Raw genomic sequence first — 17,254 nt, 5'->3', positions numbered from 1 at the left:
ATATAGTGTTCTCCCGGCGCTTATTCTTCATTAAACCAACAGATGTTACGAGCAGCCATAATTAGCTCACCTGCTTTTTCTTCATCTAGCTCTTCAATATCCGCTAGATCATCAACGCCTTGTTCAGCTAAATCTTCTAGGTTAACTACACCTTTGCTTGCAAGAACGAATGCAAGGTGACGATCTAATCCTTCTAGATTTAATAAATCTTCAGCTGGTTCAGCGTTTTCAAGAGATTCTTCACTTGCTAGTGCTTGCGTAGTAAGCGCCGCTTTTGCACGATCACGTAACTCTTCAACAATCTCTTCATCCATACCGTCAATTTCTAATAATTCATTAACTGGTACGTAGGCAATTTCTTCTAATGACGTAAAGCCTTCTTCAGCAAGTAAAGTAGCGAAATCATCATCGATATCTAATTTTTCAGTAAACAAGTTAAGCACTTTGTCGTTTTCTGCTTGGTGCTTAGCATTCATGTCATCTACTGTCATCACGTTTAGTTCCCAACCTGTTAGGTTGCTCGCTAAACGTACGTTTTGGCCATTACGGCCGATAGCCATTGCTAGGTTGCCCTCTTCAACAGCAATATCCATAGTGCGCTTGTCTTCATCAACAATAATTGAAGCCACTTCAGCTGGCGCCATTGCGTTGATAACAAATTGTGCAGGGTTGTCATCGAATAACACGATATCTACACGCTCACCACCTAACTCGCCAGAAACAGCTTGTACTCGAGAGCCACGCATACCAACACACGCACCTACAGGGTCGATTCGCTTGTCGTTAGATTTAACAGCAATTTTTGCGCGAGAACCTGGATCACGAGCAGCGCCGCGAACCTCTAGCATTTCTTCGCCAATTTCTGGTACTTCAACGCGGAAAAGTTCGATTAACATTTCAGGCTTAGTACGAGATACAAATAACTGAGCACCGCGTGCTTCTGGTTTAATTGCGTATAATAAACCACGTACACGGTCGCCAGGGCGGAACACTTCACGAGGAAGCATGTCATCACGGTAAATAATCGCTTCGGCGTTGTTACCTAAGTCTAGAATAACGCTATCTCGGCTCGCTTTTTTAACCACACCAGTAATTAACTCACCAACTTGGTCTTGGTATGAATCAACGATTAATGCGCGTTCAGCTTCGCGTACTTTTTGTACAATAACTTGCTTAGCCGTTTGTGTCGTAATACGGTCAAATTTAATCGATTCAATTTGATCTTCTACATACTCGCCTAATTGAACCTCAGGGTTATCGTACTGAGCTGCAGCTAAACCAATTTCAGCGTATGGGTTTTCTAAAGCCTCGTCGCTATCTTCTACCACCATCCAACGTCTAAAGGTGTCAAACTCACCTGTTTTACGATCGATACAAACACGAACGGCGATATCGCCTTCATACTTTTTCTTGGTAGCAGTTTCTAACGCTGTTTCCATCGCCTGAAAGATACTTTCACGCGGTAGCGCCTTTTCATTTGAAACGGCATCTACAACCAGTAATACTTCCTTACTCATGCTATTTAGCCTATCTGTTAATCGTTATCTTAAAATCGTTCAATTAGTTAAATTGTGGAACTAAGTTGCCTTTGTCGATATTGCTAATAACTAGCTCATACGACTCGCCGTCAACTTCCACAATTAACGTGTCATTTTCGATCGCTTCTAAACGCCCTTTAAATTTACGGCGTCCGTTTAGCGGCATATTTAATTTCACTTCCACTACTTCACCAATAATCGCTTCGTAGTGCGCTTTTTTAAATAGCGGGCGATCCATACCTGGTGAAGATACTTCGAGGTTATATTCTGTACTGATTGGGTCTTCAACATCCAATATCGCGCTGACTTGATGACTAACTTCTGCACAATCGTCAACGTTAATGCCATTTTCGCTATCAATATAAACGCGTAGGATCGAGTGTTTACCCGCACTTACAAACTCTATACCAAGTAACTCCTTACCTGTTGCCTCTACGGCAGGTAATAACATTTCCGTTAATTTGTCTTCAAATTTAGCCAATTAGCTTCTCCAATTTTAGGTGTTCAGAAACAAAAAAAGGGCCTAATGCCCAGCGATAATACATGCTGTTGTACCTAAAATCAGGCACAAAAAAACCCCATCACGGGGCATTTTTCACTGATACCCGCAATGTATGCTGCCTTCAAAGTGCAGCAGTTAAAACAAAAAAACGATAGATTCTACAATCATATCGCGCTCAGTGATATTTGCTTTAACTAAAGTTGGCGGGATTATATCCCGATATCAAATATAGCGCAAGAAAGTTCTGTTATAGAATATTGTAAAAAATAGTAATGCTATTAAGGTGTAGATTCACATGAAATGAATAAATTTACATCCTGTTAGCATTAGCTGAAAAAAGGTGATATAACATCAGTAAAAGGTATGTGCGGTAATAACTTACTGGGCTTTACTCGCATTTATTACTACAATAATTAGAGCACTATTGCTGTTTAAAGTGACATTTTGTAAGGGATATTATGAAGCGCTTCTCTCAACTTTTTATGCGTTACTTGCTTATTTTGTTACTCGCTAGCTTAGCTATAATAGCGACGTCTGCTTTCACGCTAAAAAAGCAAATCGCTGAAGAACAAAAGCATTTGGCATCGATTGTCCAGCACGGTATTCAATCAAACGACTTACTCGCCTTAGCCGAGCAAGGGCGCAGCCTCACCACCTCACAAGCTTTTCACTTGTTTACAATAATATCTGACGATGAAGCCGTTTTTCAATTCAAAGCTAACAACGAAAGTGCTGTGCCGTGGTTAACGCCACCGCCAACAAAGGTTTCTGTAAGTCAAAGGGATGTCGTTATTACACTACAAATATCCACCGTGCAAAGTGCAAATGGTTTATTGGTGTTATCAGTATCATTACTGATTATTTCCTTTTTATGCGCTGCTCTTTTTGCAAACAACGGCGTTAGCATACAAAAAGCGACCCTAGAAAGCCTTGTCCAGATTGTTGAAAAAACACTTAACTCTCAAGAAAACGTAAATCAAGAACAAAAACAAATAGTGGCAGAGTCTTCAGCGTTAAGCGAAACACTATCTTTAATAACCGCGAGAATAGCTGGCGAGCAACAAAATAGAACCAAATTAGAAAAAGAAGCTTACATAGAGCCGTTAACAGAACTAGAAAATCGCACACGTTTTGTCCAGTTTTTTGAAGAGAAAGAAGGTGTGATGGACTTTGGTGTCTTGACCATCACTCGCTGTTCTGAGCTGCAAACCATCAATCAAATTCATGGTTATCAGGAAGGCGATAATTATATTAGAAAAGTATCTGACATTATTAAGTCCGCAATTAGTCGTTACAAAGGTGCCAAGGTATTTAGATTAAATAGTTCAGACTTTGCTTGTATTCTTCCAAATACAACCATAAAAGACGCTGAACAATTTGCTGAAGAGTTAACGAATAAATTTAGCGACTACCAGTCTGCATCTGATTTAGATTCAGTTGGATTTACGGGCCTGGTTTCGTTTGACAAAGAAAGTCCTCTAGGTGAGTTACTCGCCTTAGCAGACACCGGGATAAGTGTCGCACAAACTCAACAAAAAAATGCCTGGTATTCTCAAACTGACACGTCGATTTTAGAAAGTTCAAGCGCCAGTTACGGCAATCAAAATTGGCGACAAGAAATTGATAGCGTATTAGAAAACACGAGAGTTAATTTACTCGTTCAGCACATCAAACCTAGCAGCCGAAATGCTAAAATGTACAGTGAAATCTTGGCGCGCTTCCTCAACTCTGATAATGAGTTACTGCCAACGGCATCGTTTATCGCCATGTCTGAAAAGCTTGATAAAATTATTGAAGTTGACCGCATGATAGTTGAACAAGCCATTGAGATGATCAAATCTAAAAATATGACAGATCAGCAATTTGGTATTAACTTAAGTGCCCGTTCTATTCATGATGAACATTTTGCTATTTGGTTAGAACGCAGGTTATTACGCGACCCTAACGTCAGTAGCAGCCTTATTTTTGAAATTACCGAGCATGGACTCCAACAAAATATTAAAACAAGCAAACGATTTATCGACATGCTTCACCGCGTTGGCGCTCGCGTAACAGTAGAGCGATTTGGCGTTGGATTAACTTCGTTCAAGTTCTTTAGAGATCTCAAACCTGACTATATCAAAATGGATAGTATGTACACACGAGATATAGACGAAGATAAAAACAACCAATATTTCCTTCGCTTAATGGTAGATCTAGCTCACAGGCTCAGCATTTCTGTCTTAGCAGAAAGTGTTGAAAGCCAAGAAGAAAAGTACACTTTAGAAAAGTTATTTATTGATGGTTGCCAAGGTTATTACATTGGCAAACCAGAATCGATGTGATCTAAATAACATTATCCTCAGTATAAATTAGCCATACACCAAATAAGGTTATTGCATAAGCAACAACCTTATGACATCAAATTGTTGTTATCTGCGACAGAAAGTCGGATAATACGATGAATTTTTTATTATCTTTTGTATTTCATGACTGACTACCTACTACTAATGGTTGGCACCGTTTTGGTAAATAACTTCGTTTTAGTGAAGTTTTTAGGCCTGTGTCCGTTTATGGGTGTTTCATCCAAAACCGAAACTGCAATAGGGATGTCTTTTGCTACCACTTTCGTCATGACACTAGCTTCACTGTTAAGTTACTTAGTACAAACTTATATTCTTGCGCCTTTATCTTTAGAGTTTTTAACAACGATGACATTTATCTTGGTTATCGCGGTGGTGGTGCAATTTACCGAAATGGTAGTCCATAAAACCAGCGCCAATTTATATCGTTCGTTAGGGATATTCTTACCGCTAATAACAACTAATTGTGCGGTTTTAGGCGTCGCTCTTCTTAATATGTACGAGCAGCATAACTTTTTATCTTCAATTTTATACGGATTCAGCGCAGCGCTAGGGTTTTCCCTCGTTTTAATAATGTTTTCGGCTATGCGCGAAAAATTAGCAAACGCCAATGTGCCAACTCCTTTTAAAGGTGCCGCTATCGCGATGATAACAGCTGGTTTAATGTCATTAGCCTTTATGGGCTTTACCGGATTGGTGAAAGTATAATGACAATATTACTGGCGATATTCATTGTTGGCGTGATAGGCCTGCTCTTTGGTGCGCTTCTCGGCTTCGCTTCAATCAAATTCAAAGTTGAAGGCGATCCTATTGTTGAGCAAATCGATTCAATCTTACCGCAAACACAATGCGGTCAATGTGGCTACCCTGGTTGTAAACCTTATGCTGAAGCCGTTGCTAATGGCGAAGCTATTAACAAATGTGCTCCAGGTGGTGATGACACCATTAAGAAAATAGCTGATTTAATGGGTGTAGAACCCGTGGCAATGGACGAAGCACACGAGGCTGACAATACACCAAAAGTTGCTTTTATCATCGAAGAAGATTGTATCGGCTGTACAAAGTGTATTCAGGCTTGCCCCGTTGATGCCATCATTGGTACAACCAAGCAAATGCATACTATTATCGCCGACGAATGTACCGGTTGTGACTTGTGTGTTGCCCCTTGTCCTGTCGATTGCATCGAAATGCGCCCTATCGAAACAACAACGCGTAATTGGCAGTGGGATTTAAATAGTATTCCTGTAGTTCAGGTTGAGCCGTGAGTGAGAGGTTTTTGTGGACTCAATAATTGATAGAATAGAACACGGCAACTTTTGGGAATTTCACGGTGGTATTCATCCGCCAGAAATGAAATTTCTGACGACTGACAAACCGATCAAAACGGCAGGTATTCCGCAGCAATTAGTTATTCCAATTCAACAGCATATTGGTGAACCTGGCGACCTAATTGTCAAAGTTGGCGAGCAAGTACTTAAGGGACAGCCTTTAACTAAAGCAAATGCACCTTTAGCTGTGCCAGTACATGCGCCAACCAGCGGCACAATTACTGCAATAAAACCACATGTAATTGCTCACCCTTCAGGCTTACATGAAACTTGCGTGTTTCTAACACCTGACGGCGATGATACTTGGCGTCAGAGACACATTACGCCAGACTACAAGCAACTAAATAAGCTAGAAATCGTCGAGAAAATAGTTGATGCAGGTATCGCAGGAATGGGCGGTGCGGGCTTTCCAAGTCATGTTAAAGTGAATACCGCGGCACAAATCAATTATTTAATTATCAACGCTGTAGAATGCGAACCTTATATCACCGCTGACGATTTATTGATGCGTGAGCTTTCATCGTCTGTCGTGGAAGGAATCGAAATTCTTGATCACTTGCTATCTCCTGCCTTCATTTTAATTGGCATTGAAGATAACAAACCGGAAGCTATTGGCGCTCTAAAAAAAGCCACAGAACATTTAGATAAAGTTAAAGTATGCGTTTTACCCACGAAATACCCTACTGGTGGTGAAAAGCAGTTAATACAAGCATTAACGGGTAAAGAAGTTCCTTCTGGTGTTCTGCCTAGTAGCTTAGGTATCGTGATGCAAAATGTTGCAACCTGCCATGCAATAGCAGAAGCGGTAATTTCAGACACCCCCCTTATAAAACGCGTTGTTACGGTTACAGGGCAAGCATTAAGCAAACCACAGAATGTATGGGCGCTTTTAGGTACGCCGGTTGGATACCTACTTGACCAATGTGGCTATGGTTCTCCAACAAAACGCCATATTATTATGGGCGGGCCTATGATGGGCTTTAGCTTACCTTCAGAGCAAGTACCTGTAGTAAAAACCTCTAACTGTGTCCTCGCTCCAAGCGAAAAAGAGATCCTTGAAGACCAACAAGAAGTTGAATGTATTCGCTGTGGTCAGTGTGCAGAAGCCTGCCCTGCTCAGCTTCTGCCCCAAGAATTACAGTGGAGTGCTAAAGCACAAGATCACAAACAACTTACAGCACTTAATTTATTCGACTGTATTGAATGTGGCGCTTGTGCATATGTGTGCCCAAGTCACATTCCGTTAGTGCACTATTATCGTGTTGCCAAAGCTGAAATTCGTCAACAAAAGCTGCTCGACATAAAAGCCGAGAAAGCCAAACAGCGCTTTGAAGCACGTAAACAACGCCTTGAAAGAGAAAAGCTTGCTCGTGAAGAAAAACACCGCAAAGCAGCAGAAGCTCGCAAGGCGAGAATGAATTCAGGTACTGAAGAAGCCAATAAAGAAAAATCTGCCGTAGCCGCAGCTTTAGCGAGAGTTAAAGCGAAAAAGGCTCAACAAGCGGGAGAATCGGCTGTATCTGGTGAAAATAACACGCCAGCAGATGATAAAAAGTCTCAAGTCGCAGCAGCAATTGCAAGAGCGAAAGCGAAGAAAGCGAAGCAAGCCGAAGCACCAGATAAAGAAGTCAACAATGCACAGGCACCTGAGCCTTTATCTAAATCTGATAGAGTAGCCGCTGCTGTGGCGAGAGCTAAAGCCAAAAAAGCCGCGAGCCAACAAAATATCAATACACCTTCTGAAGGTGACGCTGCACCATCATTACAAGATACATCGCCTGAAGACGCTAAAAAAGCGCGAATAGCTGCCGCAGTTGCCAAGGCAAAAGCGAAAAAGGCAGCCACTAATGACAGCGAGTTAAAAGAAAGTGCTTCTACGCCATTAGTTGCTGAAGACAAATCGGCCGCTGAACAAGAAAACATTGAAGCTACGAATCCGGTAGACGCTAAAAAAGCACGTATAGCAGCCGCAGTGGCTAAAGCTAAGGCAAAAAAAGCCGCTGTTAAAGCTGACGATGAGCCGAAAGAAGGATCTTCAGACTCTCAACCAGAGCTTCAAATTTCAACAGAAAATACTCAGACTGAAGAAGCGAGCGCTCAAGAAGCTAGCCCTGAAGATGATAAAAAAGCGCGCATTGCCGCAGCTGTCGCTAGAGCTAAAGCAAAAAAAGCTGCCGCTAAAACTGACAATGAACAGACGGAAGAAGCAGTAAGCTCGCATGCCGCTCCACAAAATACTGATGAAAAAGCAGTAACAGAGAAAACTAGCGCTCAAGATGCTAGTCCAGAAGATGATAAGAAAGCACGCATTGCCGCTGCTGTTGCTAAAGCTAAAGCAAAAAAACTTGCCCAAAAATCAGGAGCAAATAACTAACTATGGCCTATTGGATTGCCAGCTCACCTCACGAGCATGAACAAAGTAAAACCTCAGCACTTATGCGCTTGGTTATCTATGCCACTATCCCAGGTATTGCTGCCCAATGGTATTTCTTTGGCTGGGGTAACTTAATCCATATTAGTATTGCAATAGCAGTTGCCATGGTCGCTGAATTTTTTGTGTTATCGCTACGCAATATGCCAATTAAAACTCATCTATTTGACGGCAGCGCTATCCTTACAGCGGTACTCCTTGGCATTAGCTTGCCTGCTTTCGCTCCTTGGTGGGTTACCGTTATAGGAATGATTTTCGCTATTGTGATAGTTAAACAACTCTACGGCGGTATTGGTCATAACCCGTTTAATCCAGCGATGGCAGCGTATGTTGTGCTATTAATTTCATTTCCAGTGCAAATGACATCGTGGCAACCACCACAAGAATTAATGGCTGCGCCGTTAGATTTTATTAACAGCTGTGCCGTCATTTTTACTAATTACACCATAGATGGTTACTCCATAGAGCAACTGCGTACACATGTTGACGGCTTTACCATGGCAACGCCACTAGACACATTAAAGACTAGCTTGACGCTAGGTCAAACCGTAGATGAAATCATGGTCAACCCGATATTTGGTGACTATTTTGGTCTAGGTTGGCAATGGGTTAATTTGGCTTTTCTATTAGGCGGTATCGTACTGATAGCCAAGAAAGCGATTCCTTGGGTAACACCGGTAAGCTTCCTAGCCTCATTGTTTTTGTGTTCTTTTATTGCCTTTTTAATAAGCCCTGACACTAACGCATCAACGATGTTTCACTGGTTTACTGGTGCGACTATGCTAGGTGCATTCTTTATTCTTACCGATCCGGTATCAGGTGCAACAAGTGTCAAAGGTCGCATTATATTTGCAGCACTTGCCGGCTTCTTAGTGTTTATTATTCGTAAGTTTGGTGGTTACCCAGACGCAGTAGCCTTTGCCGTTTTACTTTGTAATATGGCAGCACCGCTGATTGATCAGTATACCCGCCCACGCACGTACGGCCACGAGTAGAGGAAAGATAATGCGGCAAGCAATCGAAAAAAACGCCAAACTTCTAGCCCTCTTCGCCGTAGGTGCAACTGCTTTAGTTGCAACGGTGCACTGGCTAACCTTTGAGCAAATTGCGCACCAGCAGCAACAATACCTGGTTAAGACACTTGCGGAAGTTGTTAACCCAGATAGCCACGACAATGATATGACCAAGTCGTGCATCATTATCAATGATGAAGCCTTATCGCCTTCACCACAAAAAGCTTACCTAGCCTTTTTAAATGAACAGCCTGTTGCCGCCGCTATCACAACAGTAGCACCTGATGGTTACAACGGTAACATTGAGCTACTTGTTGCTGTAAATAACGATGGCCTCGTTCAAGGCGTTCGTACCTTAAAGCATAGTGAAACACCTGGCTTAGGCGACAAAATAGAGATTAGACGCAGCAATTGGATTTTATCATTTAACCAACAATCGGTTATTGATGAAAACGATCCTAATTGGGCAGTTAGAAAAGACGGCGGGATGTTCGATCAGTTTACCGGAGCAACCATAACACCAAGAGCTGTCGTAAATGCTGTTAAACGAACAACGCTCTATTTTAATAAACATAAACAGACGCTATTTACCCAAGCTACTCAATGTCAGGAGAGCAAGTAATGTTGACGCCAGAATATAAGGAACTTGCTTGGCAAGGCCTATGGAAAAACAATCCAGGCATAGTCCAACTGCTAGGCTTATGCCCATTACTCGCGGTAAGCTCAACAGTCGTTAATGCTCTAGGGCTAGGTTTAGCTACCTTGTTTGTCTTAGTTTGTTCAAATGCAACCGTCTCAGCGATTCAAAAATGGGTTCCGAAAGAAATTCGTATCCCTATTTTCGTATTAATTATTGCTGCCTTCGTAACCTGTGTGCAGCTGCTAATGAATGCGTTTACCTTTTCTTTGTATGAATCGTTGGGCATATTTTTACCATTAATCGTGACTAACTGTGCCATTATTGGGCGTGCTGAAGCTTATGCCTCTAAAAACCCAATTAAACAAGCCAGTTTCGATGGTTTGATGATGGGTATTGGCTTTTTAATCGTTTTGGTACTGTTAGGCGCAATAAGAGAAGTACTAGGGCAAGGTACTTTGTTTGACGGGGCAGACTTACTTCTAGGGCAGTGGGCTGCCGTTTTACGTATTGAAGTATTCGCTTTAGATAACCAATTTCTACTCGCAATATTACCGCCAGGCGCTTTTATCGCCATGGGCTTTTTGATCGCACTAAAAAATAAAATAGATCAAATGATTGCAGAGCAACAACCTAAAAAACAAGAGCAACAAATAGAGCGCGTTAGGGTTAGTTTCGATAACTAACCTACAGCAGCTCACTCAAGGGCAAGGCTATAAAAAATGAACAAAGAAAAGCGTTTAGAAATTTTAACGCGTCTTCGTGACGACAACCCAAACCCAACAACAGAGCTTAATTTTACAAATCCGTTTGAATTGCTAATCGCAGTTTTGCTATCAGCGCAGGCAACAGATGTCGGTGTAAATAAAGCGACAGGGCCACTTTTTGCTGTCGCAAATACGCCTCAAGCCATTCTTGATCTAGGGCTAGATAAACTTAAAGATTATATAAAAACGATTGGTTTATTTAACACCAAAGCTGAAAACACCATGAAAACGTGCCAAATGCTTGTCGATTTACATGGTGGTGAGGTGCCAGAAAGTCGAGAAGCCTTAGAAGCGTTGCCAGGTGTTGGCAGAAAAACAGCAAACGTTGTACTTAACACGGCTTTTGGTTGGCCTACAATCGCCGTAGACACCCATATCGACCGCGTTTCAAACCGTACTAAATTTGCCATGGGTAAAAACGTGGTAGAAGTAGAAAACAAACTGCTTAAAGTTGTTCCTAAAGAATTTAAGGTAGACGTTCACCACTGGCTAATTCTTCACGGCCGTTATGTTTGTACAGCCCGTAAGCCTAAATGTGGCGCTTGTATTATTGAAGATTTGTGTGAGTATAAAGAGAAGACAGAATAGATTATTATCCTTAGAGACTTTGAGTGTTAGAAATTAAAATCGCTCACAGCTAATTATACAAGGTGGCACCAATATTCGCTGTCCTTAGCAGACTATTGATGCCCCTATCTATTTAATACTCACTCGACTCCATGTTGTTAATAAATTGGGCCATGTTTACTAAGCGCTCACCAACGATGAACTGGATTGTATTTCTCACCCACGAAGTCGAAATATTGTTGTAATTCAATTTATACAAAACCCATGCGGAACAAACAAACAATAACACGGAAGATAATGAATAAAACCAAATCATGTGCGATTCCAAATGCTGAAACAAGTCGATACCAAACATTAGGTCAAAACCCAAAAATACATAAGCTAGATAAAAAGGCGTAGACATCAACAACAACTTAGTTAAATTAAGTTTATGTGAGCAAACGTGATATATACCTTTCTGCAATTCGCTAACGGGCTTTGAATAATCAACTTTCGAAATTAAAGCGATTTGTCCAATACTTCCTGCAAGCCCTATTATGGAAAACACTGTCAGTATAAAGGCAGAAATATTTACGGGTGATATTTCAAAGTCTTGAGCAATATAACGCCATAACAACACTGTTATGATGAAGAACACGACGCCTTCAACAATACGCGCCCACTTCATGTTTGCCAACTCCTGTATTTGTTTATTCACTTTCATTTCAGCTAGCATTTTTTGATCGATGTTAATAGACTTTGTACTGTTAGAATCTTGCTGCTTCCACATATTTTTCATTTCATCTATATTCATGTTAAGACTCCTGATTGTCAAACTGCTTTCTCAAAGCTTCTTTAATTCGGCCAATTCTCGTGGCTACATTCGTTTTACTTATACCTAAACTATTCGCTATGTCGTCGTAAGGCTCACTTTCTAAATAGAGCAACATAATCGCTTTGTTCAAACTATCTAGCTGACCGATAAATTGATACAGCAGCCTAATCTCTTCGCTTCGTTCTCCCTCTTGAGTTAAGTCGGCAATATGAACTAAACATTCTTCATTTGCATTCGCTTTGTCTTCCCGTTTACTGTCTTTGCGGTAATAAGAGATTGCTACATTCAAGGCTATGCGATACATCCAAGTTGAAAATTTATATTCTGGATTGTATTTGTCGAAGGCAAGCCACATAGTGGTTAATATTTCTTGTGCTAAGTCTTGTCGGTCATCTTGATGTTGGCAATAAGAGTTCGCGACCTTAAAAACAATCCCCTTGTTCTGTTCCATCAACTGAACAAATTGTTTCTTTCTAGTTGTACTCATTCAACATCACTCACAGATTCCTCATGTTTTTTAGCCAATTAACATACTAGTTTTATACTATCGGTACTCATTGACATAATCTTCTTATCTAATTATTCGCAGCTTCTTTGAAATAATCACAAAATAAATTTAAAAAATATTAAAAAAAATAGTTACTCTCTAAAAAAAAACGACTTAGGAATACCCTAACCCTTTGAAAATAAGTCGCTTAATATGGCGTCATTGATGTTAGCAAAACAGGTATATGTAATAGAATTTAAGTAGGACTAGAAACGCTTGAATTAAAATAAATTTATTAGGAAATGAGATTAAAGCTGAACTTAGTTTTAGCTCACAAAATGGAGGTGACTTATTTCATCATGAATGTTCAAAGGCTATTTCTTGCCAAGATAGCCTAGGCTAGCTAGTTTTAACTTTTAAGCGATTATTGGTATCACGACTTTTTCGAATCAATTCATCACCTTGATTAATAAAAGAAGATTTAGCAAGTCTGTCATAAAGAACAACATTTGCAGTTGCCGCTAGATTTAAACAATCTTTTGTTGGTATATAAACGACGTGATCTGCTTGATCAATAATATCTTGGCTAATTGAGCCATCTTCTGGGCCAAATATATACATAGCTTGTTCAGGGTGAACAAAGTCAGTTAGCGATGTGGCACCTACGCAAAGCTCTACACAAACCACTTTCATATTTTCGGTTTTCTGACTAACCAAGCACTCCACTTGAGTCAATGGGATGCTGTTTCTCGATTTATGCGTATCGGTATTGGTTTTTACTTCATATTTCGCTGCACGCGCATAACGAGCACCCGTATAAAGAACTTCATTAGCATTAAAACAACCTGATGCTCTCATGACGGTACCAACATTGGTTGGCCCTTTAGGGTTCACTAGACCAATAATTACACGTGACTGACTCATTATCTTAAATTTAGATATCTTAGCTATTTGATAGTGGGCGCTAGCATACGTGAAAAAATATTCTGTTCAACTAAATTAGTTATAGATACTAGAATGGAAGTGCTAAATTCAACTACGCATGTTTTAAAGTTTGAATTGCGAATAGAGAAGTAAAATCACACTAGCTTCGACTCTTATATAGCCAAAGCTAGTGTATAAAATGATTACATGCCAGCTAAGCGATATATTTCTTCAGGGCTTAATTGGCTTAACTCGACAATACCCTTGCCTGAGTTTTTCATTGCCGCCTTAACGACGTATGCACCTGCTCTATAACCAACAGCAATGCGTCCATCAGGATGAAACCCCATCCAATGTCCGTAGTTGGCATCTTTAGGTAATTGCTTTATCTCTTTTACCCACGCATCAAAATCAACGTCTTTAGGCATTTTGTTCATGTCTCGATGTATTTGCTGTTCGGCAAATACATCAGCAAGACCTTCATTGATGGCTGCTACATCAATTCCTTTTGGGAATTTGTTGTCTTGCATTGTCCAGCCTCTAACCGAGTGATGAAGCTCATGAAACACTAAGCCTCTTAGACCGTCACTTATAGCACCATCAAGTCCGTTCTCGTATGTCGAAGATATTGATACTTCGATAGCATCTGCTCTATCGGTTCTACCTGTAACCCCATAAACCGGCGATAAATCCCACTCGACAATTTTTACAGTGAAGGTAATTGGTTTAGCTATTGTAGACAGAACTGATTCAGTATCTTTTATGGTCTGCTTAACAATGCTTTTTACTTTTAATTTTTGTTGTTCGGTAATCTTCACTTTTTCACTATTTACAAATGTAAATTTTGCGACTTCAGTTTCCGCATAGGCTGTAGAAGCAAAAACAATTCCTGCGACAAACGCTGCTAATTTCATGTTTATTTATCCTTGATATTAAAACTATAAAAGAGCAAAAAACTGTCCAATAGTTTTTTTACATATATTTCAATAAATTAACCAAAAAACCAGGTTCAATCGCTAAATCCTTTTATTTATAAATTAGTGAAAAGCACTAGATAATAGCTAGATTGTTAATATTACCGAACCAATGAAAAAGGGAGGCCTAATAGCCTCCCATTTCTAACGTGAATTAATCACTCGTTCTTTATTTTTTTGCTTCTGACGTTTTAGGTTTTGCTTTTAAGTCTGCGTCGGTATCTGCAAACAAGTATATTGTCGCAGCATAGGCTGCCACATTTTGTGCTAACTCGTCAGGCTTAATCTTATCTAAAGTATCATCAGGTGTGTGGTGTAGATCGAAGTAATCTGTGCCCTCTTGGCTCAAACGAATCGTTGGAACGCCCATTTCCGCCATAGGAATAATGTCTGGTCCGCCGCCTTTAACATTTGAACCACCACGAATAATCCCCAAAGGTGCGATAATTTTAGCGATTTCGTCCACTAACTTAGTCGCTTCAGGGTTTACGTTTGAAACAATACGCCAAATATTTCTTGCACCAAAGTCTGATTCAGTGGCTAAAACATGGTTATGTAGATTGTTTTTATGCTTTTTAGCGTAAGCGATTGCACCTAATAACCCAACTTCTTCTGCACCAAACATAACAACACGAATTGTGCGTTTTGGGCGTTTAGGTAAGTTGGCAATAAGCTTTGCAGCTGCAGTGGTAATCGCAATACCTGCGCCATCATCAACAGCGCCAGTACCAAGATCCCAGCTATCTAAATGACCGCCAATAAGTACGATTTCTTCAGGCTTTTCACTACCAATTATGTCCAACACAACGTTGCCGCTTGTTACATCACCTTTCCAATCTGAGCCGGAGTGAAGCGAAATAGAAAGTGGCTTTTGTAAATTGTGTAAACGACGCAAGTGATCTGCATCAGGGTTTGAGATTGCAATAACCGGAATGCTCGCCCACTTATCTTCATTTTTACTCATCATGCCAGTGTGAGGAAAACGGTGAGAGTCTGAGCCGACAGAGCGAATAACTAACGCACTAGCACCACCACGTTCTGCATGTTTCCAACCAATTCTTCGTTTTTGATTTGACGGACCGTAACCAGCACCCGTTTGGCTTTTAACCATAGGCTCACCGTCAACAAACGCCACTTTACCTTTTAATGCGCCATCTTTAACAGCTGTTAATGCGTGAATGTCTCTAAAATAAACGATAGGAGCATTGATCTCTTTTTTACTTGGCGCTGCGCCACCAAGTGCAGAACCATATAATTCTTGGTTGTACGGAGATGTAAGAGCAATGTGCAAATGCCCTCTATCCCAAAATGGCATAGTAAATTCTTCTATCCAAGCCTTATCAAAGCCTAACTCTTTACCTAATTCTACCCCCCAATCACGAGCGCGTTTTTCGGCTTCTGAACCGCCTAAACGAGGGCCTATTTCTGTTGTTAATGATTCAACAATATCAAACGCTAAGTCACTTTTAAGTGCAGTGTCCATTAACTGTTGAGCGGTTTCTTTTTGATGTTTTGAGATTGGCGACTCAGAGGCCAATAAGGGCGCGGTAATTACACAGAATAATGCGCTGAGCGTAACTTTTTTTATTAATTTCATTTTTGCTCCATAAAGCGAAACTTTATTTAGTGGGGGTAGTGTTAAATACAACGTTATAGATTCTAAACGTAAGTTTTATTTAGTCTAGTGCTTTTATCGAACTATCGTCCAAAGTGAAAATCATCGCTCTTTTTAAAAATGAAAACTCTCTATCAATTCTTTTAACTCTCGATGAAAGATCACCAATTGCACTCTTCAAGTAAGTAATTAACTGGTTTAAACAAATTAACTTAACACTACATTTGATATTTGACCTGACCATGACTTGATAGTTTAGCCTTACATTTTTTATCAATTTGAGGAAATTTAACAATGCTTGACGATGCAGAATTCATAGAACAATTTGAAAACCTTACTTTAGCTGCGAATGAATTTAACCACTTGGGCCATTTAAGGATCGCTTGGCTTTATTTAAGTAAGCACACCTTAGACCTAGCGTTAAAAAAAATAACATCCGGTATATCTGCTTACGCTAAAAGTTTAGGGGCTGCCGATAAGTATCAACACACGCTAACAAGTGCCATTGTCTATATTATGGCTGAAAGACGAATAATAAATAACGGTATGAATTTTGATAACTTTATAGCAAGAAACAAAGATTTGGTCGATGAATTACCCACTATAGTTGGCCAATACTATAGTGCTGAGTTGCTCAATTCACCCCAAGCTAAAAACAAATTTGTTGCTCCTGACTTGCAGGCATTTCGCGTTTAGTTCAGCAAAGGTTAAACTAATTTTAATATCCAAATGATATAGCGCAGCTTTTATCATTTTATTATTGAGGAAAAGCATGCTCACCGTAAACCAACTGGGTAAAAAATTTAACTTATCTCGAAGTACCTTACTGTATTACGACAAAATAGGGTTACTAACGCCTTCTGCTCGCTCAAACGCTAATTACCGGTTGTACTCAACAAGTGACATAGAAAGAATGGAAAAGATCGCCACATTTCGTGAGGCAGGTCTGTCTCTAGAATCGATTGCAGAAATATTAACCTCTGAAAAATCTAGCGCAACAATTGTACTTGAACAGCGATTACTTAATTTAAACACTGAAATAAGTAAATTAAGAGAACAGCAACAGCTTATTGTAAAACTACTGGGCAAAGATTCACTATTTAGAAGTACTAAAACCATGAATAAGGATCAGTGGGTAAACATCCTTAAAGCTTCAGGTATGGACGAACAGGATATGCACAACTGGCATATCGAGTTTGAAAAAGACTTACCAGAGATGCACAAAGACTTTCTAGAGTCACTAGGATGCAGTGCTGAAGAGGTTCAACGTATTCGAGCTTGGTCAAAGCTTTAGCGTTCAATAAGACGATAAATT

17 protein-coding genes are annotated in these 17,254 nt (G+C 40.2%); 10 read left to right on the top strand and 7 right to left on the bottom strand.

Features of this window, described 5'->3' with window-relative positions; all coding sequences use genetic code 11:
- Window positions 1-20: 20 nt before the first annotated feature.
- On the bottom strand, window positions 21-1,517 hold the full coding sequence (gene nusA / locus ACOB80_RS03425; protein WP_473164398.1) for a transcription termination factor NusA: 1,497 nt from the start codon (window positions 1,515-1,517) through the stop codon (window positions 21-23).
- A gap of 43 nt (window positions 1,518-1,560) precedes the next feature.
- A complete protein-coding gene (rimP, locus tag ACOB80_RS03420; RefSeq protein ID WP_473164397.1) occupies window positions 1,561-2,019 on the bottom strand; it encodes a ribosome maturation factor RimP in 459 nt (152 codons plus the stop codon).
- A gap of 479 nt (window positions 2,020-2,498) precedes the next feature.
- Between rimP and ACOB80_RS03415 the strand changes: the two genes are divergently transcribed.
- The 8 genes from ACOB80_RS03415 (at window position 2,499) to nth (ending at window position 11,146) form a co-directional block, all read left to right on the top strand.
- Window positions 2,499-4,364: an EAL domain-containing protein gene (locus ACOB80_RS03415; RefSeq protein ID WP_473164396.1), complete on the top strand. Its 1,866-nt coding sequence runs from the start codon at window positions 2,499-2,501 to the stop codon at window positions 4,362-4,364.
- Between the two features lie 144 nt (window positions 4,365-4,508).
- Window positions 4,509-5,090 (top strand): electron transport complex subunit RsxA, encoded by a 582-nt coding sequence (gene rsxA, locus ACOB80_RS03410; RefSeq protein ID WP_473164395.1) that lies wholly within the window; start codon window positions 4,509-4,511, stop codon window positions 5,088-5,090.
- Window positions 5,090-5,647, top strand: a complete 558-nt coding sequence (rsxB, locus tag ACOB80_RS03405; RefSeq protein WP_473164394.1) for an electron transport complex subunit RsxB — start codon at window positions 5,090-5,092, stop codon at window positions 5,645-5,647. Before rsxA ends, rsxB begins: the two co-directional genes overlap by 1 nt.
- A gap of 13 nt (window positions 5,648-5,660) precedes the next feature.
- The gene (rsxC, locus tag ACOB80_RS03400; RefSeq protein WP_473164393.1) at window positions 5,661-8,084 is read left to right on the top strand and encodes an electron transport complex subunit RsxC; all 2,424 of its coding nucleotides are present in this window, start codon (window positions 5,661-5,663) and stop codon (window positions 8,082-8,084) included.
- Window positions 8,085-8,086: 2 nt separating this feature from the next.
- Window positions 8,087-9,136, top strand: coding sequence for an electron transport complex subunit RsxD (gene rsxD, locus ACOB80_RS03395; RefSeq protein ID WP_473164392.1), 1,050 nt, complete (start codon window positions 8,087-8,089; stop codon window positions 9,134-9,136).
- A gap of 10 nt (window positions 9,137-9,146) precedes the next feature.
- Window positions 9,147-9,776, top strand: coding sequence for an electron transport complex subunit RsxG (gene rsxG / locus ACOB80_RS03390; RefSeq protein WP_473164391.1), 630 nt, complete (start codon window positions 9,147-9,149; stop codon window positions 9,774-9,776).
- On the top strand, window positions 9,776-10,477 hold the full coding sequence (locus ACOB80_RS03385) for an electron transport complex subunit E (RefSeq protein ID WP_473164390.1): 702 nt from the start codon (window positions 9,776-9,778) through the stop codon (window positions 10,475-10,477). Before rsxG ends, ACOB80_RS03385 begins: the two co-directional genes overlap by 1 nt.
- 36 nt (window positions 10,478-10,513) lie before the next feature.
- Window positions 10,514-11,146: an endonuclease III gene (nth, locus tag ACOB80_RS03380; RefSeq protein WP_473164389.1), complete on the top strand. Its 633-nt coding sequence runs from the start codon at window positions 10,514-10,516 to the stop codon at window positions 11,144-11,146.
- Between the two features lie 112 nt (window positions 11,147-11,258).
- Here nth and ACOB80_RS03375 read toward each other — a convergent pair whose 3' ends face one another.
- From ACOB80_RS03375 to ACOB80_RS03355, 5 genes are all read right to left on the bottom strand, one after another.
- Window positions 11,259-11,918: a hypothetical protein gene (locus ACOB80_RS03375; RefSeq protein ID WP_473164388.1), complete on the bottom strand. Its 660-nt coding sequence runs from the start codon at window positions 11,916-11,918 to the stop codon at window positions 11,259-11,261.
- 1 nt (window position 11,919) lies between these two features.
- Window positions 11,920-12,426 (bottom strand): RNA polymerase sigma factor, encoded by a 507-nt coding sequence (locus ACOB80_RS03370; RefSeq protein WP_473164387.1) that lies wholly within the window; start codon window positions 12,424-12,426, stop codon window positions 11,920-11,922.
- 399 nt (window positions 12,427-12,825) lie between these two features.
- A complete protein-coding gene (locus ACOB80_RS03365; RefSeq protein WP_473164386.1) occupies window positions 12,826-13,350 on the bottom strand; it encodes an RNA methyltransferase in 525 nt (174 codons plus the stop codon).
- Window positions 13,351-13,553: 203 nt separating this feature from the next.
- A complete protein-coding gene (locus tag ACOB80_RS03360; protein ID WP_473164385.1) occupies window positions 13,554-14,264 on the bottom strand; it encodes a DUF2268 domain-containing putative Zn-dependent protease in 711 nt (236 codons plus the stop codon).
- Between the two features lie 229 nt (window positions 14,265-14,493).
- A complete protein-coding gene (locus ACOB80_RS03355; protein ID WP_473164384.1) occupies window positions 14,494-15,921 on the bottom strand; it encodes a M20/M25/M40 family metallo-hydrolase in 1,428 nt (475 codons plus the stop codon).
- Window positions 15,922-16,233: 312 nt separating this feature from the next.
- On the opposite strand from ACOB80_RS03355, the gene ACOB80_RS03350 reads away from it, so the two are divergent.
- Entirely contained in the window at window positions 16,234-16,635 is a 402-nt protein-coding gene (locus tag ACOB80_RS03350) for a hypothetical protein (protein ID WP_473164383.1), read from the top strand.
- Between the two features lie 76 nt (window positions 16,636-16,711).
- Window positions 16,712-17,233: a MerR family transcriptional regulator gene (locus ACOB80_RS03345; protein WP_473164382.1), complete on the top strand. Its 522-nt coding sequence runs from the start codon at window positions 16,712-16,714 to the stop codon at window positions 17,231-17,233.
- The last annotated feature ends 21 nt before the right edge of the window (window positions 17,234-17,254 follow it).

This window comes from Thalassotalea coralli (assembly GCF_055786205.1).
Note: the sequence above shows the minus strand (reverse complement) of the source record. Positions and strands in the feature narration are given on the sequence as shown.